Source organism: Colwellia sp. MB3u-41, from assembly GCF_014076845.1.
Taxonomy (GTDB): domain Bacteria; phylum Pseudomonadota; class Gammaproteobacteria; order Enterobacterales; family Alteromonadaceae; genus Colwellia_A.
Window position 1 is genome coordinate 24,084 of the sequence record NZ_JACGUT010000028.1, and the last position, 23,446, is coordinate 47,529.

22 protein-coding genes and 1 pseudogene are annotated in these 23,446 nt (G+C 36.6%); 8 read left to right on the forward strand and 15 right to left on the reverse strand.

Features of this window, described 5'->3' with window-relative positions; all coding sequences use genetic code 11:
• Positions 1-12: 12 nt before the first annotated feature.
• The 6 genes and pseudogenes from H4J73_RS20275 to H4J73_RS01435 form a co-directional block, all read right to left on the reverse strand.
• The gene (locus tag H4J73_RS20275) at positions 13-609 is read right to left on the reverse strand and encodes a sensor histidine kinase KdpD (protein WP_259367813.1); all 597 of its coding nucleotides are present in this window, start codon (positions 607-609) and stop codon (positions 13-15) included.
• 21 nt (positions 610-630) lie between these two features.
• Complete coding sequence (locus H4J73_RS20280) at positions 631-768, reverse strand: histidine kinase dimerization/phospho-acceptor domain-containing protein (protein WP_259366587.1); 138 nt, start codon at positions 766-768, stop codon at positions 631-633.
• Positions 769-786: 18 nt separating this feature from the next.
• Complete coding sequence (locus H4J73_RS20285; protein ID WP_259366588.1) at positions 787-1,338, reverse strand: hypothetical protein; 552 nt, start codon at positions 1,336-1,338, stop codon at positions 787-789.
• Between the two features lie 197 nt (positions 1,339-1,535).
• Positions 1,536-1,782, reverse strand: a pseudogene (locus H4J73_RS01425) (winged helix-turn-helix domain-containing protein); the annotation flags it as partial.
• Between the two features lie 136 nt (positions 1,783-1,918).
• Positions 1,919-2,125, reverse strand: a complete 207-nt coding sequence (locus tag H4J73_RS20860) for a hypothetical protein (RefSeq protein WP_182177957.1) — start codon at positions 2,123-2,125, stop codon at positions 1,919-1,921.
• Positions 2,091-2,273, reverse strand: a complete 183-nt coding sequence (locus tag H4J73_RS01435; RefSeq protein ID WP_182177900.1) for a hypothetical protein — start codon at positions 2,271-2,273, stop codon at positions 2,091-2,093. The genes H4J73_RS20860 and H4J73_RS01435 overlap by 35 nt, the downstream gene beginning before the upstream one ends.
• A 217-nt stretch (positions 2,274-2,490) precedes the next feature.
• Between H4J73_RS01435 and H4J73_RS01440 the strand changes: the two genes are divergently transcribed.
• Positions 2,491-2,853: a hypothetical protein gene (locus tag H4J73_RS01440; protein ID WP_182177898.1), complete on the forward strand. Its 363-nt coding sequence runs from the start codon at positions 2,491-2,493 to the stop codon at positions 2,851-2,853.
• Between the two features lie 73 nt (positions 2,854-2,926).
• Here H4J73_RS01440 and ligA read toward each other — a convergent pair whose 3' ends face one another.
• From ligA to smc, 3 genes are all read right to left on the reverse strand, one after another.
• On the reverse strand, positions 2,927-4,969 hold the full coding sequence (gene ligA / locus H4J73_RS01445; protein ID WP_182177896.1) for an NAD-dependent DNA ligase LigA: 2,043 nt from the start codon (positions 4,967-4,969) through the stop codon (positions 2,927-2,929).
• 75 nt (positions 4,970-5,044) lie between these two features.
• Positions 5,045-6,109 (reverse strand): cell division protein ZipA, encoded by a 1,065-nt coding sequence (zipA, locus tag H4J73_RS01450; protein WP_182223278.1) that lies wholly within the window; start codon positions 6,107-6,109, stop codon positions 5,045-5,047.
• Between the two features lie 56 nt (positions 6,110-6,165).
• Positions 6,166-9,666 carry a chromosome segregation protein SMC gene (gene smc, locus H4J73_RS01455; protein ID WP_182223277.1) on the reverse strand — a complete coding sequence of 1,167 codons (3,501 nt, stop codon included), beginning with the start codon at positions 9,664-9,666 and terminating at the stop codon, positions 6,166-6,168.
• Between the two features lie 154 nt (positions 9,667-9,820).
• Here smc and cysZ point away from each other — a divergent pair, with 154 nt between their 5' ends.
• Together cysZ and H4J73_RS01465 are read left to right on the forward strand one after the other, a co-directional pair.
• Positions 9,821-10,579, forward strand: a complete 759-nt coding sequence (gene cysZ / locus H4J73_RS01460; RefSeq protein ID WP_182223276.1) for a sulfate transporter CysZ — start codon at positions 9,821-9,823, stop codon at positions 10,577-10,579.
• A 177-nt stretch (positions 10,580-10,756) separates the two neighbouring features.
• The gene (locus tag H4J73_RS01465) at positions 10,757-11,143 is read left to right on the forward strand and encodes a hypothetical protein (protein ID WP_182177892.1); all 387 of its coding nucleotides are present in this window, start codon (positions 10,757-10,759) and stop codon (positions 11,141-11,143) included.
• A 96-nt stretch (positions 11,144-11,239) separates the two neighbouring features.
• On the opposite strand, the gene H4J73_RS01470 is transcribed toward H4J73_RS01465, so the two are convergent.
• Positions 11,240-13,090, reverse strand: a complete 1,851-nt coding sequence (locus H4J73_RS01470) for a M1 family metallopeptidase (protein WP_182223275.1) — start codon at positions 13,088-13,090, stop codon at positions 11,240-11,242.
• 107 nt (positions 13,091-13,197) lie between these two features.
• Complete coding sequence (locus tag H4J73_RS01475; RefSeq protein ID WP_182177890.1) at positions 13,198-14,058, reverse strand: OmpA family protein; 861 nt, start codon at positions 14,056-14,058, stop codon at positions 13,198-13,200.
• A gap of 183 nt (positions 14,059-14,241) precedes the next feature.
• Between H4J73_RS01475 and rnt the strand changes: the two genes are divergently transcribed.
• Positions 14,242-14,955 (forward strand): ribonuclease T, encoded by a 714-nt coding sequence (gene rnt, locus H4J73_RS01480; RefSeq protein ID WP_182177889.1) that lies wholly within the window; start codon positions 14,242-14,244, stop codon positions 14,953-14,955.
• Here rnt and H4J73_RS01485 read toward each other — a convergent pair.
• From H4J73_RS01485 to H4J73_RS01495, 3 genes are all read right to left on the reverse strand, one after another.
• Entirely contained in the window at positions 14,952-15,326 is a 375-nt protein-coding gene (locus H4J73_RS01485) for a hypothetical protein (protein ID WP_182177887.1), read from the reverse strand. The two genes, rnt and H4J73_RS01485, sit on opposite strands and share 4 nt — an antisense overlap.
• A gap of 204 nt (positions 15,327-15,530) precedes the next feature.
• Complete coding sequence (locus H4J73_RS01490) at positions 15,531-16,136, reverse strand: peroxiredoxin (RefSeq protein ID WP_182177885.1); 606 nt, start codon at positions 16,134-16,136, stop codon at positions 15,531-15,533.
• 138 nt (positions 16,137-16,274) lie between these two features.
• Positions 16,275-16,613: a Grx4 family monothiol glutaredoxin gene (locus tag H4J73_RS01495; RefSeq protein WP_182177883.1), complete on the reverse strand. Its 339-nt coding sequence runs from the start codon at positions 16,611-16,613 to the stop codon at positions 16,275-16,277.
• A 311-nt stretch (positions 16,614-16,924) separates the two neighbouring features.
• Between H4J73_RS01495 and sodB the strand changes: the two genes are divergently transcribed.
• The 4 genes from sodB (at position 16,925) to H4J73_RS01515 (ending at position 22,645) form a co-directional block, all read left to right on the forward strand.
• Positions 16,925-17,506, forward strand: a complete 582-nt coding sequence (sodB, locus tag H4J73_RS01500) for a superoxide dismutase [Fe] (protein ID WP_182177881.1) — start codon at positions 16,925-16,927, stop codon at positions 17,504-17,506.
• 361 nt (positions 17,507-17,867) lie between these two features.
• Positions 17,868-19,802 (forward strand): PrkA family serine protein kinase, encoded by a 1,935-nt coding sequence (locus H4J73_RS01505; RefSeq protein WP_182177878.1) that lies wholly within the window; start codon positions 17,868-17,870, stop codon positions 19,800-19,802.
• A 45-nt stretch (positions 19,803-19,847) separates the two neighbouring features.
• Positions 19,848-21,125, forward strand: coding sequence for a YeaH/YhbH family protein (locus H4J73_RS01510; protein WP_182177876.1), 1,278 nt, complete (start codon positions 19,848-19,850; stop codon positions 21,123-21,125).
• Positions 21,126-21,151: 26 nt separating this feature from the next.
• Positions 21,152-22,645 carry a SpoVR family protein gene (locus tag H4J73_RS01515; RefSeq protein WP_182177874.1) on the forward strand — a complete coding sequence of 498 codons (1,494 nt, stop codon included), beginning with the start codon at positions 21,152-21,154 and terminating at the stop codon, positions 22,643-22,645.
• A 58-nt stretch (positions 22,646-22,703) separates the two neighbouring features.
• Here the strand turns inward: H4J73_RS01515 and fadR are convergent, their stop codons facing one another.
• The gene (gene fadR, locus H4J73_RS01520) at positions 22,704-23,414 is read right to left on the reverse strand and encodes a fatty acid metabolism transcriptional regulator FadR (protein ID WP_182177872.1); all 711 of its coding nucleotides are present in this window, start codon (positions 23,412-23,414) and stop codon (positions 22,704-22,706) included.
• Positions 23,415-23,446: the final 32 nt, after the last annotated feature.

Below are 23,446 nucleotides of genomic sequence, written 5' to 3' on the forward strand. Positions count from 1 at the left end.
TAAATTAAATCCTTATAAGTATTCTAAGGAAATTAACAAGAAATTTCGACCGTTAAAATAAAACCTACACATAACTTTACGTAAGTTGAATGAAAATGAGCTTCCTTTACCTAAAATACTGGTTACTTTTATATCTGATTTTAATAATTCCAATAGTTTTTTGGTAATCGCAAGGCCTAGCCCTGTATGTTTTTCTTTGTCTTGTACGGCATTACTTGCGCGATAACGCGTATTAAAAATATAAAGTAACTCTTCTTCTTTAATACCTGTATCAGTAATCGTTAATTGGCATTGATGCTGATTAATATCAGTAATAACTAAGGTGATTTCCCCCAAGACAGGGGTATGGCGAATAGCATTCTCTAATAAGTTACTCAGCACACGTTCTAACTTACCAATATCACTATCAACTTGGGCATAAGAACACTCAGGTATCATAGTAACGTCAATTTGCTTGGCCACAGTTTGTAAACTAAATTTAGCAACAACATCATATAACAGCTCGGCTAAATTAAATGCTTCAAGGTTTAAGGAAACTTGCCCGCCTTCTAAATGCGCTAGCTCAAAAACTTGATCAATAAGCCCCTTCAATTGTTGAGCATTTTTCAAAGCAATTTAAATATACTTCTGTCATTGCTCTTTAGTGACCTGATCACTCTTTAAGGCGAGAGTTTCAATATATCCTTGCAAAGAAGATAATGGTGTTCGCAGGTCATGAGAAATATCAGCCAATAATTCACGTCGTTGCTCATCATGTTGTTGCAACATGTAGAATTGTTGATTAATTTACCTAACCATTTGCTCAAACGCTACACCCTGTTGATGCAGCTCATGGCGACTATTTGGCATCCATTGAGCGAGCTGTACTTTATTTTTATCAAAACCAACAGTTTTAAGTGCCTTAGTATCTTTACTTAATTTTATTAATGGTCGAGTAAAATAAGAAAATATGCCTAACATCACCAAGAATAAGAAAAGCATAGCGCCAAACATAACCATAATAGAAAGATCTATTTTAAAGCTTAAACTGCAAACGATTAAAGGCTGATCCATACGCTCTCCTGCAACAATTACATATAAGTAACCTTGCAGGCTACTGCTATTGAAAACAGGCGCAGCAGAAAATATTTTTTTACAAGAAATATGTTGCGGATCGTCTCCATAAATAGGTAACGAAGCTTGATTTTGTGTTAATTGAATTAGCGGGAGTAAATCAATTTTTTTACGCTTGATTAATGTTGGAGTAATTGAATGTGTAATAATTACACCCTCAGGGTCAACAAAGTAGAATTCAAATGCCGGCCCCATAGCCATTAAGGTATGGAATAAATTTTTCAACGCTTTGTGATCATAGGCTCCTTGTAGTAATAATGGGTTATCTCTGGCTAGACTTTCTGCTAACGATAAGTGTAAATATTGCTAAGACTCATATCTTGTTTTCTGCTCAAGCTCTTGTGCCAAAATATAAAACACACTGATAATTGCGATAAATACCACCAATAAAGAAAGCGACAAACGGTGATATAAAGACAATTTCATGCGGCAACACCTTGTTTATTAAATTTAGAGCCCACTCCCCAAACTGTTTGTACAATTTCAGGCTTAGTGGCATTTTTTTCAACTTTATTACGTAAGCGGTTGATGTGTGAGTTTACGGTATGCTCATAGCCGCTATGGTAATACCCCCCATGCACTATTCAGTAGCTGCTCTCAAGAGAAAACTTGGTCTGGATGAGAGGCTAAAAATAACAGTAAATCAAACTCAGTAGACGTTAACTCTATTTTTTGCCTGCTAATAAAGTTACATGAGTGGTATTGTTTATTTGTAATTAACCCAACGTTAAATGGTGTTCAGGTTTTTGCTGCTGTGATTGTTGTCGTCCACGCTGAGCGGATAAAGACATATTACCATCAGTGGTTAATAGCATTGCTGGGGTTGACATGGTGGGGCTAACACTCCCATGGCTGGATTTCCTGCTTTATCCGCCGTTGTTAACATTGCGGATAATTCAGAGATATCGCCACCTTCTACCATCATTTCAAGTTGCGATGACGCCATAACACCCGATGTAAATAACTGTGTATCGCCATCATGTGCAGCAATTAAAATAGTTGTTAAATGAATACCTTGAGTAAAGGTTGGTTACCTTTACTCCAAGCTCTTGTGCTTGTGTTAAAGCGGAAGTGCTTAGCAGTAATGCTGTTAATAAAGATAACGCTTTATTTCTAATTTTTGTTGTTTTCTTTACTGTATTTGAAAGTAGAGTATTCATAAATTTCCTTAGCTAATTAAGATGTCGAAATCAATTATGCAGAGAAAATATTACGAAGGTTTCACGAAGTTATCACAAATTTACCACAAGAATTAATTGTAAAAGTAATGAAATTTTTTAAGAAAAGACGTTCTGTTGTTGATAATATTTTTAGAACTTGCAAATTTAGCATTAAGCATGACAAAATTATTGTCAAATATAGTCTTTTAGAATTTATATGAAATATCGGTTAACACCAGCGCTATTTAATAACATCGCCATTACCTTATCTTCTTTTCGCTGGGTTTTATTAGCATGGAGCGGATTCTTCTTTGTGCTGTTTTTAATGTTAAGTAAGCAGATTACCCAAAGCACGCCAAGTGTTTTAGTGTGGTTCGCTATTTTCATTTTGTTTGCGGCCTTACAAACATTAGTTATTGCCAGTTTTATTTTTTTCTTTCAGGTTTTACCGTCGAATAAAGAAGAAAATAAACCATGGCAAAATTTCTACCGCACTATTGAATGGTGTGAGGCCATCATGTTTACTATTATTTTACCTTTACCCATGATGTTGTTCATTTACGCACTGTTCATTGTTTAAAGCACTTTCAATGACTTTAGGCCTTATTAATAAGGTAAAATAAGGCTTTAATAATCAATAATCAATTGTCGTTTTATTTATATTGAGTCAGTAACGAAACTAACTCATCTTCAGTGAGTATTTCAACACCCAGTTCTTGCGCTTTAGTGAGCTTTGAACCCGCCTTTTCGCCAGCAACTAAAAAGTGTGTTTTTGCCGAAATACTACCTGATACTTTAGCACCAAGTGCTTGTAATTCAGCTTTAGCTTCGTTGCGCCCCATTTGAGTTAACGTACCGGTAAGTACAAACGTTTTATCTTTTAATGGCTGTTCGTCTTCAGATTTTACTTCAATGTTGGGCCACGAAATTATCGTTTCAAGTTCACTGACCACTTCAATATTATGGTCTTGCTGGAAAAATTGCGTAATGTTTTTAGCGACAATTGCTCCAACATCGGGCACTTCTTGCAATAAGACTTCATCAGCTACTTTTATCGCAGAAAAATTCAAAAAGTAGTTGGCTAAATTAGCTGCCGTTGTTTCCCCTACTTCTCGAATACCCAGTGCGTAAATAAATTTGGGTAACGTGGTGGTTTTCGCTTTAAGTAGCCCAGCAATTAAATTGTCTGCTGATTTCTTCCCCATCCGCTCCATCGTGCTTACGTCTAGCTCGGTCAGTTTGAATAAATCAGCAGGCGTTTTGATCAGGTTTTCATCCACTAATTGCTCAACTAATTTATCTCCTAAGCCATCAATATCAAGCGCTTTTCGTGAAGAAAAATGTTTGATGGCTTCTTTGCGCTGAGCCGCACAGTATAACCCCCCCATACAGCGTAATATCGCCTCTCCTTCAACCTTAACCACAGCAGAATCACAAACAGGGCAACTGATTGGAAAAGCAATATCACGGGAATTTTCAGGACGTTTTTGCAGTTGAACACTGACAATTTGTGGAATAACATCTCCAGCACGTCTAATGGTAACGAAATCATTAATCTTAATGCCTAACCGATTAATCTCATCTTGATTATGCAAGGTCGCATTACTCACGGTAACGCCTCCGACAAAAATCGGATTTAAGCGCGCTACAGGAGTGATAGCGCCGGTTCGTCCCACTTGGAAATCAACATCAAGTAATTGTGTCGTTTCTTCTTGAGCCGGAAATTTGTAAGCCGTTGCCCAACGTGGTGCTCGAGCAACAAACCCTAATTTTTGTTGTAATGCAATATCATCAACTTTGAAAACGGTTCCGTCTATTTCATAGCTTAAATTGTCACGTTCTTGCATGATATATTGATAAAAGCTGGCAACTTGTGACGAATCACTCAGTAACTTCACTTCAGGACACATCGGTAAACCCAATGTTTTTAACTGACAAAGGCGTTTATAGTGTGAATTTTCTAACCACGCTTCGCCAAGTGTTTTACTGGCGGCTTGTTCAACATAACCAATGCCATAAACATAAAAAGCTAAGTTACGTTTAGCCGCTACTTTTGAGTCAAGTTGGCGTAAACTTCCTGCCGCTGCATTTCTAGGGTTAGCAAAAGATTTTTCACCTTTTTTTAACGCATTTGCATTTAAGGCATTAAAACTAGCTTTGGGCATAAAAACTTCACCCCTAACTTCTAATATATCAGGATAATTATCACCCTTTAGCTTTAATGGTATTGATTTAATGGTTCGAACATTTTCAGTGATATTTTCGCCAACAGCGCCATCACCACGTGTTGCTGCTTGCACTAAAACGCCACTTTCATAACGTAGACTCACCGCTAGACCATCTAGTTTAGGTTCAGCACAATATTGAATTGTTTCTTTTGACGCAAGACGGTCTTGTACACGTTTTGCAAAAGCTTGCCACTCGTCAGCAGAGAAGACATTATCAAGCGATAACATCGGAACTTGATGAACCACTTGAGTAAATGACTTAAGCGCTTTTCCTCCTACCTTCTGACTAGGAGAGTCAAGGTATTTTAATTCAGGCTCTGCAGTTTCAATCGAGATAAGTTCACGCATTAAGCGATCATATTCCGCATCTGGAACACTCGGTGCATCAAGGTCGTAATATTGATGATTTAATTGATTAATGAGTTGATGAAGCTCTTGTATACGAATGGCGTTAACAGATGATGACATAAAGGTTATTTACTTTTGAAGGCGTTTAAATAACAGGCTAATGGATATATTAACCTGTCGATGGTTTAATTAATATTAAGACGAAGCGATTAAATTTCTTCGCTCAAATTCACGAATTTTACCCGTGTAATGTTGTTCTGTTTGTTTGGTCATAACATTACGTTTATCGTCTAATAGTTGCCCATTAAATTCTAAAGCGAGTTGTTTCGCGGCATTTAACATTTGTTCAAAAACAACAGCAGCATCTCCCACATTGGGTAACGTCATAAATAGACTAATACCTTGTGTTGTAAAGCTTTCCATATTGTCGAGATCAAACGTTCCGGGGTTCATAATATTAGCTAAACTGAACGTTACTTTCCCCTTACCGGCGTTATCTTCATGGCGATGAAAGATATTCATATCACCATATTTCATACCCAAGGTTAATAACATCGGCAAAAGCGCTGCGCCCGACATTTGCTGTTTTTCTGTCATAACAACTGAGACAATAAGCACTTCAGGCTCAATATTAACTTTTTTATGCTTAACTGTATCTGGGGCTTGTTGAGCCGTGCTTTGGTTTTTTTTGTTTTCATTACCAAAATTTATTTCTATTTGATCTCGCTTAATCGGTGCTTTATGACTAAAACGCGCACTGTTTTTTAATGGCTGTTTAGCTGATATTACTGGTGTTTGATAAACCGTCGTTTCAACTTTTTCAGCCAGGGTCGCTTCTTTGTCTTTAACGTTATCAACCAAATATGCTTCATGACCGTGAACATCAGATATTTGGTTGCTTTTCTCTTTCGTTATATCATCTAAAGCAGACATATCGCCTAAACTTGGTTCATCATCTTCAGCACTAAATTCTCGATATGAACGATGTTGCTCTTCATAATCAGAGCGAGTAGACATGGGCATTTCTTGATCGTACGCTTCGTCGTCGAGCAAATTGTCGACCACTCTAGGCTTACTGACCCCATCTTGATCAAAACCTGAACCGTCAAAACCTCGATTATGCGGTTCAAGCTTCTCAGATTTTGCTTTGAGTTTATAAGGGTTTTTATTTTTTCTAATTGTCCAAAAACCATGAACAAATATTGCCGTGATCACTACAGCACTGATAACAATCAATGCGGTTCTGAAATTATATTCCATCGGATAGCCTTTTATTATTCTATTTCAGCTTTGTTTAGCTCTACTTTATTTTATACTTACGCTAATTCAGCCATAGCAATTGCTTCATCAATATCTACAGCGACCATTTTCGAAACGCCCGGTTCAAACATCGTCACACCAGTGAGTTGACTCGCCATTTCCATCGCTATTTTATTATGACTAATATAGATAAACTGCACGGTTTGTGACATTTCTCGAACCAAATTACAAAAACGGCTTACATTAGCATCGTCAAGTGGCGCATCTACCTCATCAAGCATACAAAATGGCGCAGGGTTTAATCTAAAAATTGCGAACACTAATGATAATGCGGTCAGCGCTTTTTCGCCACCCGATAATAAGTGAATCGTGCTATTTTTTTTACCTGGCGGTCTTGCCATAATAGTAACACCCGTTTCAAGCATGTCATCATCAGTTAACGCTAAATAAGCACTACCACCACCAAACACCTTAGGAAATAATGCTTTGAGATCTTTATTAATTTTTTCAAAAGTATCTTTAAATTTGTTCCGGCTTTCTTTATCTATTTTAGCAATAGCTAATTCTAACGTATTAATTGCTTGGGTTAAATCTTCATCTTGTTGATCAAGATATGTTTTACGTTCAAATTGTATTTCATATTCATTAATAGCAGCAAGATTGATAGCGCCTAAACGATTAATATCTTTTCCCAAGTTAACAATATGAGCTTGCCATATTGCCTCTTTTGCCTGTTCAGGCATAGATGATTGCACCGCCAATAAATTTTGCTGCATTTCGTTTAATTGTTCAAGCGCGGCATCCGCTCGCAATCGATAACTTTCTGCTGTTAGGTGCACAGCATTAACCTGTTCTTTCTTATGGTTGATTTTTTTAGTTAATTGTTGAAGTTTTGTTTCAGCAGCATTGATTAACGTTTTAGTATCGGTTGTGTCATGTTGAATTTTTGCTGTTTTTTCATCAATTTTAGCAACATCAGTCAACCATACTTGCAGTTTTTGCTCATCTGCTTGTAACGGTGATACACAGTCTTCAATCATCTTTTGATGCATACGTTGCTGTTCAGTAAGTTGCTGAATACTCTCTTGCGCACGTATCAATGCTAATTGCCCCTGCACTTGTTCATGGTTTAATTTTTCAATCATTAAGGCTTGCTGGTGCTTTTGCTGATGGAGTTTTTGTGTACTCCCTTGACTGTCTTGAATTTTTCTTTGTAAATTCTCTTGTGCTGTACTGATGTCAATAAGCTGATTGGTATCATGTTTGGGCAATTGCGCTAATATGTTTTCTTGTGCAGATAGTATTTCTTTATTTTTAATGAGAAAACGTTCAAGCTCGATAAGTTCTTGCTGATAGGTAGCACTTTGTTTATCACGCTGCTCTTTTGCTTGCTTGGCTAATGCGATCTGTTGCTTTAAAGCCTGCCCTTGATGCATAGACGCTTCAATAGTCGCGCTAAGCACTTTCGCTTCGCTAGCAAGCTGTTCTTTATGATGAGTGAATTGGTCCTCTTCATTTTGACCACTAGTTACATTGAGTTGTAGCTGACTAATTTTTGCTGACGTATTCGTAATATTTTCAGATAACTGCAACAATGCGTTAAAATTTTCAGCACGGCCTTTTCTTAAAAAACGTGCGCTGAGCCACGTACCATCTTGACAAATAACTGACTGATGTTCGGCAATAGACAAGATAATTTTTTGTGCTTGTTGGTAATCATCTGCGATCAATATATTGTTTAAAAAAGCAGTAATTGCAGATAAACCTTTAACTTTCTCAGCTAAAGTACCTTTTATTGCTTGCACACAAGTCAACGAAGACGTTTTACCTTCTGTATCTCTGAGCACCAAAAATAAAGGGTCAATCGTTAATTGTTCTGGAAAACTTTCAACGAGCTCTCCTTGTAGCCAATGATGTAATACTAATTCAACACTTGCCTGCCAAGCTGTTTCAACGTCGAGTGACTGATAAACGGTACCTAAGACCTTCTCTCCTTGCTCGATTAGCCATTCTTTTTGCTTAACACTCCAATCTGCTTGTTGATTTTTTTGTGTCTGTAGCTGCTTTAAAGACAGGTTTAATGCTGAGATTTCACCACTAGTCTGGGCTTGCAGTTGTGAAACTAGGCTAATTTTTTTAACGAGTGCTCGTTGCTTTATTTCATTCTCGTTATGTTGTTTCACAAAAGTCTGATGCTGACTTTCTTGCCTAAGTAACTTGGTTTCAATATCAGCTAGACTTTCAACATTTTCTGAGTGTTCTTCCTCAGATAAACTGACGAGTAAGTGCATTAAGGTCTTTTTACGCTGCTGCTGCTGGTTTATTTGTTCACTTAACTGAGATATTTTTTGTTTAACATTCAGCTGCTGATCGTTTGAATTTTTATGTTGGTGTTGCAAGGTTTGCCATTGCTGATGTTCGTCGCGCTGTTGCTCAATAAAACTATCGAGTTGAGCTTGGCTCTCGAGTAATTGTTGATCAATTAATTCAAGTTCAGGTAAATGTTCAGCTATTTTAAACGAACATTTTTTAAGATGTTCTTGTTCGGCTAAAACCAACTGCTGGGCTTTAATCAGTTGCTGTTGTGTAACACTGTTATCATGTTGGGATTTTTGTTTTTGTTGTTTTAAGTGTTTAATATTTTGCTCTACACGAGCAATATCATTACTTAACAATAATTTTTTCTGGTGGAGATCGCCGCTAGACTCTCCCCCAATCGTCATTTTTTGTTTTGCATCAAACAACTCAATATCAATTTTCTTTTCTTCAACTACTAATGCTTCAATTTCAGTTTGGTATTGGCTTACTTGTTGTTTTTGTTCATTGGCTTGTTGATCAAACTTTTGCCATTTTAAGACAGTGAACTCCGCTCGATATTTTCGCTCTTTAGTTTTTAAGGTTTTAAAACGTTTGGCGGCTTCCGCTTGCTGATGAAGCTTGTCAATTTGCACACCTAGCTCTATACGAATATCGTTTAAGCGTTCGAGGTTTTCTCGCGTATGTCTAATTCTATTTTCAGTGTCTCGGCGGCGTTCTTTATATTTAGAAATACCTGCCGCTTCTTCAATAAAAACACGTAATTCTTGAGGTTTTGATTCAATAAGCTTTGAGATGGTGCCCTGCTCGATAATCGCATAACTGCGAGGACCCAGACCCGTACCAAGGAAAATATCCGTAATATCTCGACGACGACACTTGCTGCCGTTTAAGTAATAAGTATTTTGGCTATCACGGTTTATTACTCGTCGAATGGAGACTTCACTACGATCGGCCATATTGCCTTGAATACGACCATCAATATTATCAAATAACAATTCAACGGATGCCTGACCAACGGGCTTTCGCGTAGCTGCTCCATTAAAAATAACGTCGGTCATGGCGTCGCCACGCAAATTTTTCGCTGAGCTTTCACCAAGCACCCAACGAACCGCGTCAATAATATTTGATTTCCCACAACCATTTGGCCCAACTATAGCCGTCATTTTTTGCTCAAATGGCACTTTGGTTGGGTCAACAAACGATTTAAAACCCGCAAGTTTTATATGCTTTAAACGCATAAAACACAGAAACCTTTTATGTTATATTAGGATTAAACTTAACAATAAAATTTTACCAGAGTTATCTACTATTTGTAACATGAAACATCTGTTCAATTTATGAATTTATTTTATAATCACAAGTAAAACAGCGTGTAAGGATAAAAATCACCCAATGAATACAATTATTAATCAACCGTTTGCTAAAAGTGGTGCAGGATATTTTATTAAAGGCTTTGAACTCATTAATATAAAAGGCATCCGCCGGTTTGTTTTTATACCGCTATTAGTCAATTTGGTTTTATTTAGCTTTGCCTTTTATCGTTTATTTATCGAACTAGAAACTTATATGGCTATGCTCGATAACTGGCTTCCTGCTTGGCTTTCTTGGTTAAGCACTTTTTTATGGCCAATCGCTTTACTCTTTTTGTTGGTGATGTTTTCTTTTATTTTTAGTTCTGTTGCCAATTGGATCGCAGCGCCTTTTAACGGCTTATTGTCAGAAAAAATGGAATTATTACTCTGTGGTAAAACAATTCCCCCCTCTTCTACCCTTGATGTTATAAAAGATGTACCTCGGACATTATCGAGAGAGTGGTGTAAGTTGCGTTATTATCTGCCACGCGCTATAGGCTTTTTCATTCTTTATTGGATTCTGCCTGTTGTAGGCCAAGTTATGTGGTTTTTGTTTTTAGCTTGGATGATGGCGGTTCAATACAAAGACTACCCTTTTGATAATCATAAAATTGACTTTAATGAAATGCGTCAAGCGTTGAAACAAAAACAAGGCTTAAGTTATAGCTTTGGGATCACAACCGCAGTATTTTCAATGATCCCCGTGGTTAATTTAGTCGTTATGCCTGTAGCAATATGTGGTGCAACCGCATTATGGGTTGACCATTATCGAGATGATTTTGTTGACCGTTCAGGTTAATTAATTATTAATCATTTAGTTAAGGATATTCATACAATTAGATGATTAATGAGCCTATTGCTATTTATTATTTAAACAATAGATTAATACACATAAGTCTACGATTATTAAAAATAACCTTGATAGTTACGTTTCAACACACTAAATTGAAAAGAATCAGTGAAAGGATCAAAACCTATGCCTAACCTTCGTCCCTTAAATTTCTCAAAAAAGTTAACCTGTTCACTCAATGCAATATTGTTGACTTTAACGCTAACAATCGTTAATCAGGCAGTTGCAGATGAGACGACAATAGTTACGATACCTACTATGAATGATGCGCGAGTTTTTGCAGAATTCAAAGATAAAATGCCTGCTGTCGTTAACTATTTCACTAAAAGTACTGAGGAAGATGTTATGGGTTTTTATCAAAAAGAGTATGGTCAAGCATTAAATCAAGAAAGAAAACGTGGACGTTTGACTCTAAACTTTAGCCAAGAAAAACATGATATTCGAGTGGTTATTTCACAACAAAACCACCTTAGGCAAGTCGATGTGATTATTGAAAATAGTACGAGTAAATAATATAGAGTCTGCATAATTAATTGAGATAAAAAAAACGCCACGCTAAATAACGTTAACGTGGCGTTTTTTATGATTACTTTCTGATTTTCTAAAAGGCTAATTAACCTTTAATACACCGTCGATAGTACCTTGAGCTAAACCATGATAACCCGGGCGTGCTTTTGCATAGACTTCAAGTGCCCAAGCTTTGCCTTTTGGTGTTTCAGCTAGCGCTTTGTATAAAGGAACAATCAATTTGCGGCGGCCGATTGAGATTAGGTATTTTGACATCGCAGGATATACAGCATCGTAACCCGTTCTTAATGCTAATAAGTACCATGCATGAGCAATTTCGGCATTCGTACTAGCGGTTAGATTAAACGCTTTATCGAGTGAATTCATCCGCTCAGTGGACAAGTTTATAGGTAGGTTATTAATAAAATGCAACCATTCATGCAAGGTCCACGCTTTAGTAGGTAAATTCGCTAAGGTAATTTTATCACTTAACAAGCTATTGATTTGACCATCGATAGTGGTAAATGCACTTGAGGTAGGTTTTGGCGCATAACTCGGTAAACCTTGTTCATAAATCCATTCATTCACGACTTTGTCACTAACAATATTTGGATATTTATGTGTAAGATGCTTCTTCAAGTAGATAACAAAATTAGCCGTTCCTAAGCTTTCAAAAGCATGGCTATTAAAATAATCTAAAATGAATGGGTCAAACTTATCTCGACCAAATTTAGCTTCTAAAAACATTAAAAACAACTGACCTTTTACATAAGGTACACCAGAAAATGCATCGTCTGGATCTCGCCCTTTAAGATCAATGTAAAGTTGAGTATCACCTGGTGCTAATTCAGCAATTTCGTAGTTTAAGCTTTGTGCGCCAAGCGCTTGTTCCATAACCGCTCTTTCTTCACCAAATACCGCTTCCATAATACGGTTTTCAACATAACTGGTAAAACCTTCGTTTAACCATAAGTCGCGCCAACTTTCATTAGTGACTAAATTTCCTGACCAAGAATGAGCAAGTTCATGTGCAATTAAATTGACCAAGCTTTTATCACCCGCAATAACGGTTGGCGTTATAAAAGACAAGCGTGGGTTTTCCATGCCACCAAACGGGAAGCTAGGCGGTAAAATAAGTAAATCGTAACGACCCCAGCGATATGCACCAAAGATTTTTTCTGACTCGTCAATCATCGCCTGTGTATCGTCAAACTCGCTTACGGCTGCATCTAATATACTGGCTTCAGCATAAATGCCTGTTTGTTTGCTCATCGCTTTAAATTCTAAATCACCCGCACTAATCGCAATTAAATAAGGGGGAATAGCTTGTGGCATACTGAAAAAATAATCACCATCGCGAGCAGTATCAGGTTCATTATTTGCGCTCATTACCGCTAATAAGTTATCAGGCGTAGTAATACGTGCGGTGTAGGTTACACGTACACTAGGGGTGTCTTGTAAGGGTATCCATGAACGTGCATGAATGGCTTGATTTTGACTAAATAGAAAAGGATACTTTTTGCCGGCTGTTTGTTCTGCTGATAACCACTGCAAACCTGATGCTTTTTCAGTAGATTGGTAGTAAACACGAATTTTTTGTGCTTTAAAGGTATTGTTAATTGTTAACTTTGAACCTAAAACGTCATCTCGCTCAGCAAGTTTAAAACTTACCCCGCGCCACTGCCCTCCTTTGCTTTGAGCCATTACACGATGAATAATTAAATCTCGGGTATCAAGAATAATCGGCTGCGAATTTTCACTTAACCACTCCATTGATAATTCGGCAAAACCGACAAGTGATTTTTCATCAAAATTCACCGCTAGGTCTAGATAAATGTGGGTTGTTTTTACTTGGTCGTAATTAGCATAGGTGTAGGCATCATTAGTTTTTGCCAAACTTGTAAAGCTTGATAAAACCAATAGTGCAAATAAAGATTTAAACAATGGTCGCATTATGGAAGATCCAATAAAAAAATAGGCTGGTAGGTTAAGATAACCTAGCAGCCTATTCAACTGAATCTTTGTAAAATAATTTTTTAACAGTAAATTCGTCTTTACGGTTATTCCATTCGGATCACGACACGTCTATTTTGTGCTCGACCAATGATGGTGTTATTTGAGGCAATATGACGTTTTTCACCATAACCTTTTGCTTCAATTCGACTCGGGTCAATACCATTTTTAACAAAATGCTCTCGAATGGTATTTGCGCGGCGATTCGATACTTTCAAGTTATCATTTCTGCCACCGTAACTATCGGTATAACCATCAATCAGTACCAGCTCTAAGTTATTATCAAGCGTTAGGTACTCAGCAATCATGCTTAAACGCTTTTTTGATGATTTAGTTAAACTGTCACCACCAAATTGATAATTTAAAACCGTGTAAGAGATATCATCAAAGTTATAGTTAAGTAAGTTACCAACACAGCCAATAAATTCTTGGTAGACACGGTTAAATTTAGCCGTTGAGATACCAACTGAAATTCTTTCATTCTCACTGTACCAATCATTATAGTAAAAAGTAGGGTTCATACCCTGCTCTAATTCATTGAGCATGTTCCAAGCAACTTTTTTAGGGAGGCTCGGAGCAAACTGTTTATAGAGTTTCATATCAGCAATCGTTCTACCGCTCTTACCAGGACGCCAATTAGGTGCAACAGATCTAACTTCAGCTAAGGAATAAGTATCGGGTAGGCGCATCATATCTAGCTCAAATTCCATGTTCATTTTACGGTTTGCCGTACTGTAGAATTTTGCTTCTCCGTAATTAGGTATTTGATGTGAGAGTGTACACTCTAGCCTAGAATTATTGGTTAATTGCCAATTAGCGTGCTCTAAATCAGCGCCATACTGACGAATACCAGCATTGGTTTGGCTAACAAATACGCATAATAATAATGAGATGATAGGTTTTTTCATAAAATATTTATCTTTTATCTTGTCACTTATCTATTATCGACCGAGGTTTATATAACTTTAGCAGTTATCAGTAATATTTTCATAACTTTCAAGCTTCATCGTATTGTTCGCATAGTGTTTCCATTTTTTTTCTGCGATAATTTACTTATTGAAATTGAATGCTAACTTAAAAAAGATGTAAACATGAGTAAAAGCCCAGATAATATAAATAATACTTCTGCTGATAAAAATACTAAGAGTGCTTTTGCACAACGTTTTAGAGGTTACTTTCCTGTTGTTGTCGATGTTGAAACTGCTGGTTTTAATGCCCAAACCGATGCTTTATTAGAAATAGCCGCAACGACTTTATTGCTCGATGAAAGTACGGGACAATTCTCCCTTGATGAAACCATTCACTTTAACGTTGACCCTTTTGAAGGTGCGAACCTAGAACAAGCAGCATTAGAATTTACTGGCATCGATCCAACGAACCCATTACGTGGTGCTGTCGATGAAAACAAAGCACTGACTGATATTTTTAAATTAATTAGAAAAAAAATGAAAGCCGCGGGTTGCCAACGTGCGGTAATGGTTGCTCATAATGCTTCTTTTGATTTGGGTTTTGTTAATGCTGCTGTAGAGCGTTGTTCAATAAAGCGTTCTCCTTTTCATCCTTTTGTCAGCTTTGACACAACAACACTTGCCGGCTTAGCCCTTGGACAAACCGTACTTGCTAAAGCGTGTATGGCCGCAGGATTAGAATTCAATAACAGTGAAGCTCATTCGGCATTATACGATACCGAAAAAACCGCTGAACTTTTTTGTTTTATTGTTAATAAATGGCAAAAAATGGGGGGGTGGCCCCTAGCAATAGCCGATGAAGAACAACAAGATAGTGATACACCAACAAGCGATTAAAATAATTTAGTTGAGCTACTGCGGTTATAATGTCGACACAATAGATTTCTAACCGCTAAAACTATCAAAGTGAATGCAAAAAATTGAAAGAGTGAATTTTTGGTGGCCATCAGGGTAAATAACCCAATAGCGTTGTAAATATAGGGTAAATATTCATAGAAGAGTTCAGGTGTTTTATTTTTTATGACGAGTTTTTTTTGTTTATCGAGTCTTCGACAAGCCGAACGAGTAACTAATGTAACACATGCCGCACTGTAGAATAGCCCTGCAGAAATAAGCATAGGCCATGTCATATTAAAGGTAAGTAAATAACCACTTACAATAAAATACGCGAACGGTAAATTCTCATAAAGCGTCTTAGTTACAAACAAAACGATTCCAGAAACCAATAAGATGATAAATTAAGTGTAGGTTGATTTTCAACTTTTGATTAGCTTAAATGTAAATATCGCTACTTGCTATTTTTAGCCTCCTACATAAAAACGTCGTCATCCTCTATATAAAAAACCGCAATTAAGCGGCTTTTTTAACTAACGATAATAACTAAAGGCTAATTAAAACCAAAGACTTTACACTTAAAGTTTGTCTGCGTTATCAGTTAAGTAAGAGGCAACACCTTCTGGTGAAGCTGTCATACCTTTGTCACCTTTGTTCCAGCCAGCTGGACAAACTTCACCATGCTCTTGGTGAAATTGTAATGCATCAACCATACGGATCATTTCGTCAACATCACGACCCAATGGTAAATCATTAATCACTTGATGGCGTACATTACCTTCTTCATCAATTAAGAATGAACCGCGAAATGCAACACCCGCTTCAGGATGTTCAACATCATATGCTTTACAAATTTCATGTTTAGTATCAGCAACTAAAGTGTATTGAACTGGACCAATACCGCCTTCGTTTACTGGCGTGTTACGCCATGCGTTATGCGAAAATTGTGAATCAATAGAAACACCAATCACTTCAACACCACGGTTTTTAAATTCTTCCATACGGTGATCAAAAGCTAATAGCTCAGATGGACAAACAAACGTAAAATCTAATGGGTAGAAAAATAATACCGCTTTTTTACCTTTAATTGCTGTCGATAACGTAAAGCTATCAACAATCTCGCCACTACCTAAAACAGCTGCTGCTGTAAAATCTGGTGCTGCACGGCCAACTAATACACTCATTTCATTCTCCAATATTTTTATTAAATTTATTTAAATCAAAAAACTGACGCATACCTGTTATTGAGACGATAAGGTATTTTTCAACTTATTTTCATCATTTTTGATAAAAAAGTTAATGCCATCAGTTTTTATACTTGACTAAGCTTTTTCTTGTGAATTATTTTTCTCTGCAGCTTCTTTTATTAAGGTTTGTAATTCACCTTGTTGAAACATTTCCATAATGATGTCACAACCACCCACTAATTCACCATCAACCCACAATTGTGGAAAGGTCGGCCAATCAGCATATTTAGGTAATTCAGCACGGATATCAGGATTTTGTAAAATATCAACGTAAGCGAACTTTTCACCACATTGCATTAAAGCTTGTGACGCCTGAGACGAAAAACCACAACTAGGTAATTTCGGTGAGCCTTTCATGAAAAGTAAAATAGTGTTTTCTGAAATCTGTTCTTTAATACGTTCAATAGTGTCCATGGAGTACCTCTAAATGCGACCGAAACTATGACGGTCTTTAATATATAAAAATTTAATGTTTATTACTTTGATCAATTGAGTTTGACATTAAAATAATCAAGGTAATAAATACTAAAAGTATTTATTTAGTCTAATAAGTAATAACAAGCTTGATATTTACACTAGCAAAACCTATATAAATGGGTACACTATGCAAGCCTTAATAATACTTGACTAGTTTACTAGGTTTTAACCAAGTTTTAAATAAGAGCAAACAATTTCTTTATTTTTGCGCAAAAATAAATTTTTACAAACCATTTCTGGAGAAAATAATGGCTATTGAACTACCCGCATTACCCTATGCACAAGATGCACTTGTACCACACATTTCAGCTGAAACACTTGAGTTTCACTACGGTAAGCATCACAACACTTATGTTGTAAAACTTAACGGATTAATTGAAGGTACTGAGTTTGAAAGTAAGTCTTTAGAAGACATCGTTAAAACTTCATCAGCAGGCATTTTTAATAATGCTGCACAAATTTGGAATCATACATTCTATTGGAACAGCTTAAGCCCTAACGGTGGCGGTGAACCAACAGGCGCTTTGGCTGACGCAATCAATGCAAGCTTTGGTTCTTTCGCTGAATTTAAAACGAAATTTACTGAAAGTGCAATCAACAACTTTGGTTCAAGTTGGACATGGTTAGTCAAAAACGCTGACGGTAGTCTTGCTATTGTTAATACTTCAAACGCTGCAACACCATTAACTGATGAGAATGTAACGCCGGTATTAACTGTCGATTTATGGGAACATGCTTACTACATTGATTACCGTAATCTTCGTCCAAGCTACATGGCTGGCTTTTGGGCATTAGCTAACTGGGATTTTGCTGCGGCAAACTTCGCTTAATTTATATTCATTAAAGATTAATTTATTAACCTTTAATGAATAATTTTATTGAAAACCAGAGTATCTACTCTGGTTTTTTTATGCTTAAAATTCAATAAAAGTGTCCTTTTTCTTTTTAATTCAATATAAAAGACTTTTATATTTTCCTCTTTACTTACAAAAAAATCTCTAATTATTCTCTACCTTAAAAAATAACGTCTAGACTTAATGGTAGACATACTCGTTTCAATGCAAAGTTTAGTGTCTTGTTGGAGCGAATATCGATAGTTTCTTGGTCTTATTTGAATGAGTTAAACAATATCGACTTTGTACTACGGTAAGTTTTACTCATCTGCAAATTTTTTTCCTTATGGAGGCAGTTATGAGTATTTTTCAGCATTATCAGTCACGTTACGATGAAGCTAAAGAAGAGAACTTTAGTATTCAAGCATTTCTAGCTATTTGTCAAAAAGACAAACTTGCTTACGCCACCGCTTCTGAACGCTTATTGAAGGCCATTGGCGACCCTGAAATGATAGACACCTCAAATGAACCTACCTTAAGTCGTATATTTTCTAATCGGGTAATTGCTCGCTATCCTGCCTTTAAGGAGTTTTATGGCATGGAAGAAGCTATAGAGCAGATTGTTGCCTACCTTAAACATGCTTCGCAAGGATTGGAAGAACAGAAACAAATTCTCTATTTATTAGGCCCTGTGGGTGGAGGGAAATCATCATTAGCTGAAAAATTAAAAGCATTAATGCAGCAAGAGCCTATCTATGTGCTCAGTGCTAATGGCATAAGAAGCCCGGTAAATGACCACCCTTTTTGTTTATTTGACGCAAATGCAGATGGCAAAATATTAAAAAAAGAATATAAAATACCAGAACGTTATTTAAAGACCATTATGTCGCCTTGGGTGGCTAAAAGGCTGCATGAATATCAAGGCGATATTGCAAGATTTGAGGTGGTTAAGTTATATCCTTCAATTCTTGATCAAATAGCCATTGCAAAAACAGAGCCGGGTGACGACAACAATCAAGATATTTCAGCCCTTGTTGGTAAAGTTGATATTCGACAGTTAGAGCACTTTTCACAAAATGATCCTGATGCCTATAGCTATTCAGGCGCATTGTGTCGAGCAAATCAAGGTATGATGGAATTTGTCGAAATGTTTAAAGCCCCCATTAAAGTATTGCATCCGTTGTTAACGGCAACACAAGAAGGTAATTATAATCCAACAGAAGGATTATCAGCCCTACCCTTTAATGGCATTTTGCTTGCGCACTCTAATGAGTCAGAATGGCAAACCTTTAGAAATAACAAGAACAATGAAGCCTTTTTGGACCGCGTTTATATGGTCAAAGTCCCTTACTGTATGCGTGTTTCTGAAGAAGTAAAAATTTATAAAAAACTACTTGAAAACAGTGAATTAAAAAATGCACATTGTGCACCAGATACGTTAGAAACCTTAGCGCAATTTTCTGTTCTATCACGTTTAAAAGATCCTGAGAACTCTAGTATTTATTCTAAAATGCGCGTTTATGACGGCGAAAGCTTAAAAGACACCGACCCAAAAGCTAAGTCGTATCAAGAATACCGTGATTATGCGGGTATGGATGAGGGTATGTCTGGGCTATCAACACGTTTTGCTTTTAAAATATTATCACGCGTTTTTAACTTTGATCATTTAGAAGTTGCCGCAAATCCAGTACATTTATTTTATGTACTTGAGCAACAAATTGAACGAGAGCAATTACCCCAAGAAACAGCCGAGCGGTATTTAGAATTCATTAAAGGTTTCTTGTCAGCTCAATACATAGAGTTTATTGGTAAGGAAATTCAAACGGCTTATTTAGAATCTTATTCTGAATATGGACAAAATATCTTTGATCGTTATGTCACTTATGCTGATTTTTGGATACAAGACCAAGAGTATCGCGATGCTGAAACTGGCCAGCTTTTCGACCGAGAAGCCTTAAATAATGAATTAGAAAAAGTTGAAAAACCTGCTGGCATTAGTAACCCTAAAGATTTTCGTAATGAAATTGTCAATTTTGTACTACGTGCTAAAGCGAATAACAACGGTAAGAACCCCAACTGGACAAGTTACGAAAAACTTCGCACGGTTATTGAGAAAAAAATGTTCTCGAATACTGAAGATTTATTACCCGTTATTTCATTTAACACCAAAACATCGAATGACGACCAGCAAAAGCATGACGATTTTATAGAACGCATGATGACTAAAGGCTATACAAAAAAACAAGTACGGTTACTGTCAGAGTGGTATTTACGCGTAAGAAAATCTTCTTAACTTGTACTTTATTGTTTTAAAAAGCCAATAAAGTAAGGGGAAACAATGGCTAATTTTATTGATAGACGCTTAAATAGCAAAAATAAAAGCACGGTTAATCGCCAGCGCTTTATTAAACGTTATAAAAGCCAAATAAAGAAATCCGTTGAACAAGCGATTAATAAACGCAGTGTTACTGACGTTGAACGTGGTGAGGATATTACCATCACCAAAAAAGATTTATCTGAACCTTTTTTTCATCAAGGAAAAGGGGGTATTAAAGATAGAGTTCACCCAGGTAATGACCAATTTTCAACCGGTGATCAGATAAAACGCCCTCAGCAACAGCAAGGACAAGGCAGCGGTAAAGGTGATGCCAGTAACACTGGTGAGGGGAATGATGATTTTATTTTTTCTATTTCTAGAGATGAATATTTGAACTTACTTTTTGAAGATCTTGAATTGCCAAATTTAGAAAAGAACCAATTGGATACGTTAATTGATTATAAGACTGTTCGCTCGGGTTATTGTGCTGAAGGCGTCCCCTCAAATATAGATATTGTAAAGTCACTGCAGGGATCAATAGCAAGACGTATTGCCATGACATCAACCAAGCGTAAAAAGTTGAAAGTTCTTGAACTCGCCTTAGCGGCATTAATGGCTGATAAACATGATCATGTCCAAAAAATTAAAGACCTAAACAATCAGATCGACATGCTTAAAGATAAAATCAGTAAAGTCCCTTTTATTGACACCTTTGATTTACGTTTTAGAAACTATGCAAAACAAGCCCTACCTACATCAAAGGCAGTGATGTTCTGTTTAATGGATGTTTCTGGCTCTATGGACCAAGCCACTAAAGATATTGCCAAACGTTTTTATCTCTTATTGTATTTATTTCTCACTCGTACCTATAAAACGATTGATGTGATATATATTCGACACCACACGCAAGCAAAAGAGGTTGATGAAGAAGAGTTTTTTTATTCGCAAGAAACTGGCGGCACTATTGCTTCAAGTGCATTAGATTTAATGATTAAAATAATGGATGAGCGTTATAAGGAAAGCGAATGGAATATTTACGCTGCGCAGGCCTCTGATGGTGATAACTGGGCCGATGACTCTCCTCGTTGTCAAAAATTATTAACTGAACATATTTTACCTAAAGCACGCTACTTTAGCTACATTGAAATATCACAACGACCTCATCAAACACTTTGGCAGCAATATCAAGAAATTGCAGCATATACAGAACATTTTGCAATACAGCATATTAAAAGTGTTGAAGATATTTATCCTGTTTTTAGAGAGCTTTTCAAGAAAAAACAGAGTAAAGCAGCCTAAGTTAATAATAGCAAAGGAGGCAAATAATGGACAAACGTAAACCCTTAAGTGACCAATGTGACTGGAACTTTGACTTACTTGATCAATATCAAACTGAAATTGCACGGGTTGCAAAGCATTATCGATTAGCTACTTACACCAACCAAATTGAAGTGATCACTGCAGAACAAATGATGGATGCATACGCTAGTGTCGGTATGCCTATTGGATATAACCATTGGACATTTGGTAAAAAATTTATTCAAACAGAGCAAAACTATAAACGTGGTCAAATGGGGTTAGCCTACGAAATTGTTATCAATTCTGATCCTTGTATTTCATATTTAATGGAAGAGAATTCTATGACCATGCAAGCACTCGTTATGGCACATGCTTGTTACGGACATAATTCTTTTTTTAAAGGTAATTATTTATTTCAAACCTGGACTGATGCGAGCTCAATAATTGACTACTTATTGTTTGCTAAAAACTACATTAGCGAATGTGAACAAAAATTTGGCATCAGTGAGGTTGAATCATGCTTAGATGCTTGTCATGCATTAATGAATCACGGTGTTGACCGCTATAAACGTCCACAAAAAATATCATTAGAGGAAGAGTTGCAACGTCAAAAGGACCGTGAATCATATTTACAATCGCAGGTGAACACATTGTGGCGAACATTACCCAAAAACAAAGATGATGCTAAGGATAAAAAACCGACATTTCCAAACGAGCCGCAAGAAAATATTTTATATTTCATTGAAAAAAATGCACCCTTACTAAAACCATGGCAAAGAGAAATTGTGCGCATTGTTCGTAAGGTCTCGCAATACTTTTATCCGCAAAAACAAACACAAGTCATGAACGAGGGCTGGGCCTGCTTTTGGCATTACACACTGCTAAACCATTTATATGATGAAGGCCTAGTCACCGATAAGTTTATGATGGAATTTTTGCATAACCATACTAATGTTGTCGCTCAACCCAATTACAACAGTCCTCATTATTCTGGTATTAATCCTTATGCGTTAGGCTTTAATATGTTTATAGATATTAGAAGAATATGTGAACACCCAACAGAAGAAGATAAACGATGGTTTCCAGAAATAGCCAATAGTAATTGGTTAGATACTCTACATTTTGCTATGAAAAATTTCAAAGATGAAAGCTTCATTAGTCAGTATTTATCACCAAAACTAATGCGCGATTTCAAGTTATTTTATTTACACGATGATGAAAAAGAAAATTTTATTGACGTGGCGGCTATTCACAATGAAAGTGGCTACAAAAAAGTAAGAAGCGCGTTATCTGAACAGTATAACTTGAGTAATCTAGAGGTTAATATTCAGGTAACAAATGCTGATGTTGATGGTGACCGATCGCTTACATTGAAATATACACCACACAAAAATGTTCCGCTAGGTGATTCAAAAGATGAAGTGATGAAACATTTATATACCTTATGGCAATTTAACGTGCGGTTAGTACAGAACAATGAAGAGGGGGATGATGAAGTTATTGCACAATGTCCAGAATGAGAGCAATAACGATAATAAGAAGGCAAGTTAACCCTTGCCTTTAATCACTATAGATAATTTATTCAGATAGCTCTTTTAATACGTCATCTTTAAGTTCTAGCCAAAGCTTACCTGACTCGATACCATATTTACGTACGGCAAATATAGATTCATCAAATTTATTTTCGCTGGCTAGTTCAATTAATTTTTTATAATAGTCTCGAGAAATTTCACGACCTTTAGGATGCGAAAAATATAAAGTCCCCAAACGAGAGTATAAGCCTCTAAAACCGTTTAAAATCAGTAGATATATAGAATTTCCAGAAGCAACCACTAACTCTTTATTTAATCGGTAATCAAATTCAGCAAAGGCTTCACCGTTATCTTCAACGTTTTCATAGGCTTTGATTAGCTCAATCGCTTTTTCAGGATTGTTTTTAATCGCCCCTCGAATGTAGATGGCACTGATATTTGTCCGAGCTGACATTAAATTATCAACAAGGTCAGGGATCCCTTCTTGGTCAAGTTGAGCCAATGTTTCAAGAATATTTAAACTGGAGGTTTCCCAGAAATTATTCACTTTGGTGGGTTTACCATGTTTAATGGTCAACCAGCCATCACGTGCTAATCGCTGTAATACTTCTCGTAACGTGGTACGTGTAACACCAATAAGTTCAGATAACTCACGTTCAGCCGGTAATATAGAGCCCGGGGGAAAACCACCATTCCAAATTGATTCAACAATATATTGCTCTGCAAACCCTGCTGGGCTATGTGCTTTAATAACCATACTGCTCCACGCAATCACTTAAAATTTTAAGT

Coding starts and splice junctions, on each gene's coding strand:
- H4J73_RS20280 (WP_259366587.1), bottom strand. CDS start 768: ATGTTGCAACAACATGATGAGCAACGACGTGAATTATTGGCTGATATT.
- H4J73_RS01435 (WP_182177900.1), bottom strand. CDS start 2,273: ATGAATACTCTACTTTCAAATACAGTAAAGAAAACAACAAAAATTAGA.
- H4J73_RS01440 (WP_182177898.1), top strand. CDS start 2,491: ATGAAATATCGGTTAACACCAGCGCTATTTAATAACATCGCCATTACC.
- ligA (WP_182177896.1), bottom strand. CDS start 4,969: ATGTCATCATCTGTTAACGCCATTCGTATACAAGAGCTTCATCAACTC.
- zipA (WP_182223278.1), bottom strand. CDS start 6,109: ATGGAATATAATTTCAGAACCGCATTGATTGTTATCAGTGCTGTAGTG.
- smc (WP_182223277.1), bottom strand. CDS start 9,666: ATGCGTTTAAAGCATATAAAACTTGCGGGTTTTAAATCGTTTGTTGAC.
- cysZ (WP_182223276.1), top strand. CDS start 9,821: ATGAATACAATTATTAATCAACCGTTTGCTAAAAGTGGTGCAGGATAT.
- H4J73_RS01465 (WP_182177892.1), top strand. CDS start 10,757: ATGCCTAACCTTCGTCCCTTAAATTTCTCAAAAAAGTTAACCTGTTCA.
- H4J73_RS01470 (WP_182223275.1), bottom strand. CDS start 13,090: ATGCGACCATTGTTTAAATCTTTATTTGCACTATTGGTTTTATCAAGC.
- H4J73_RS01475 (WP_182177890.1), bottom strand. CDS start 14,058: ATGAAAAAACCTATCATCTCATTATTATTATGCGTATTTGTTAGCCAA.
- rnt (WP_182177889.1), top strand. CDS start 14,242: ATGAGTAAAAGCCCAGATAATATAAATAATACTTCTGCTGATAAAAAT.
- H4J73_RS01490 (WP_182177885.1), bottom strand. CDS start 16,136: ATGAGTGTATTAGTTGGCCGTGCAGCACCAGATTTTACAGCAGCAGCT.
- H4J73_RS01495 (WP_182177883.1), bottom strand. CDS start 16,613: ATGGACACTATTGAACGTATTAAAGAACAGATTTCAGAAAACACTATT.
- sodB (WP_182177881.1), top strand. CDS start 16,925: ATGGCTATTGAACTACCCGCATTACCCTATGCACAAGATGCACTTGTA.
- H4J73_RS01505 (WP_182177878.1), top strand. CDS start 17,868: ATGAGTATTTTTCAGCATTATCAGTCACGTTACGATGAAGCTAAAGAA.
- H4J73_RS01510 (WP_182177876.1), top strand. CDS start 19,848: ATGGCTAATTTTATTGATAGACGCTTAAATAGCAAAAATAAAAGCACG.
- H4J73_RS01515 (WP_182177874.1), top strand. CDS start 21,152: ATGGACAAACGTAAACCCTTAAGTGACCAATGTGACTGGAACTTTGAC.
- fadR (WP_182177872.1), bottom strand. CDS start 23,414: ATGGTTATTAAAGCACATAGCCCAGCAGGGTTTGCAGAGCAATATATT.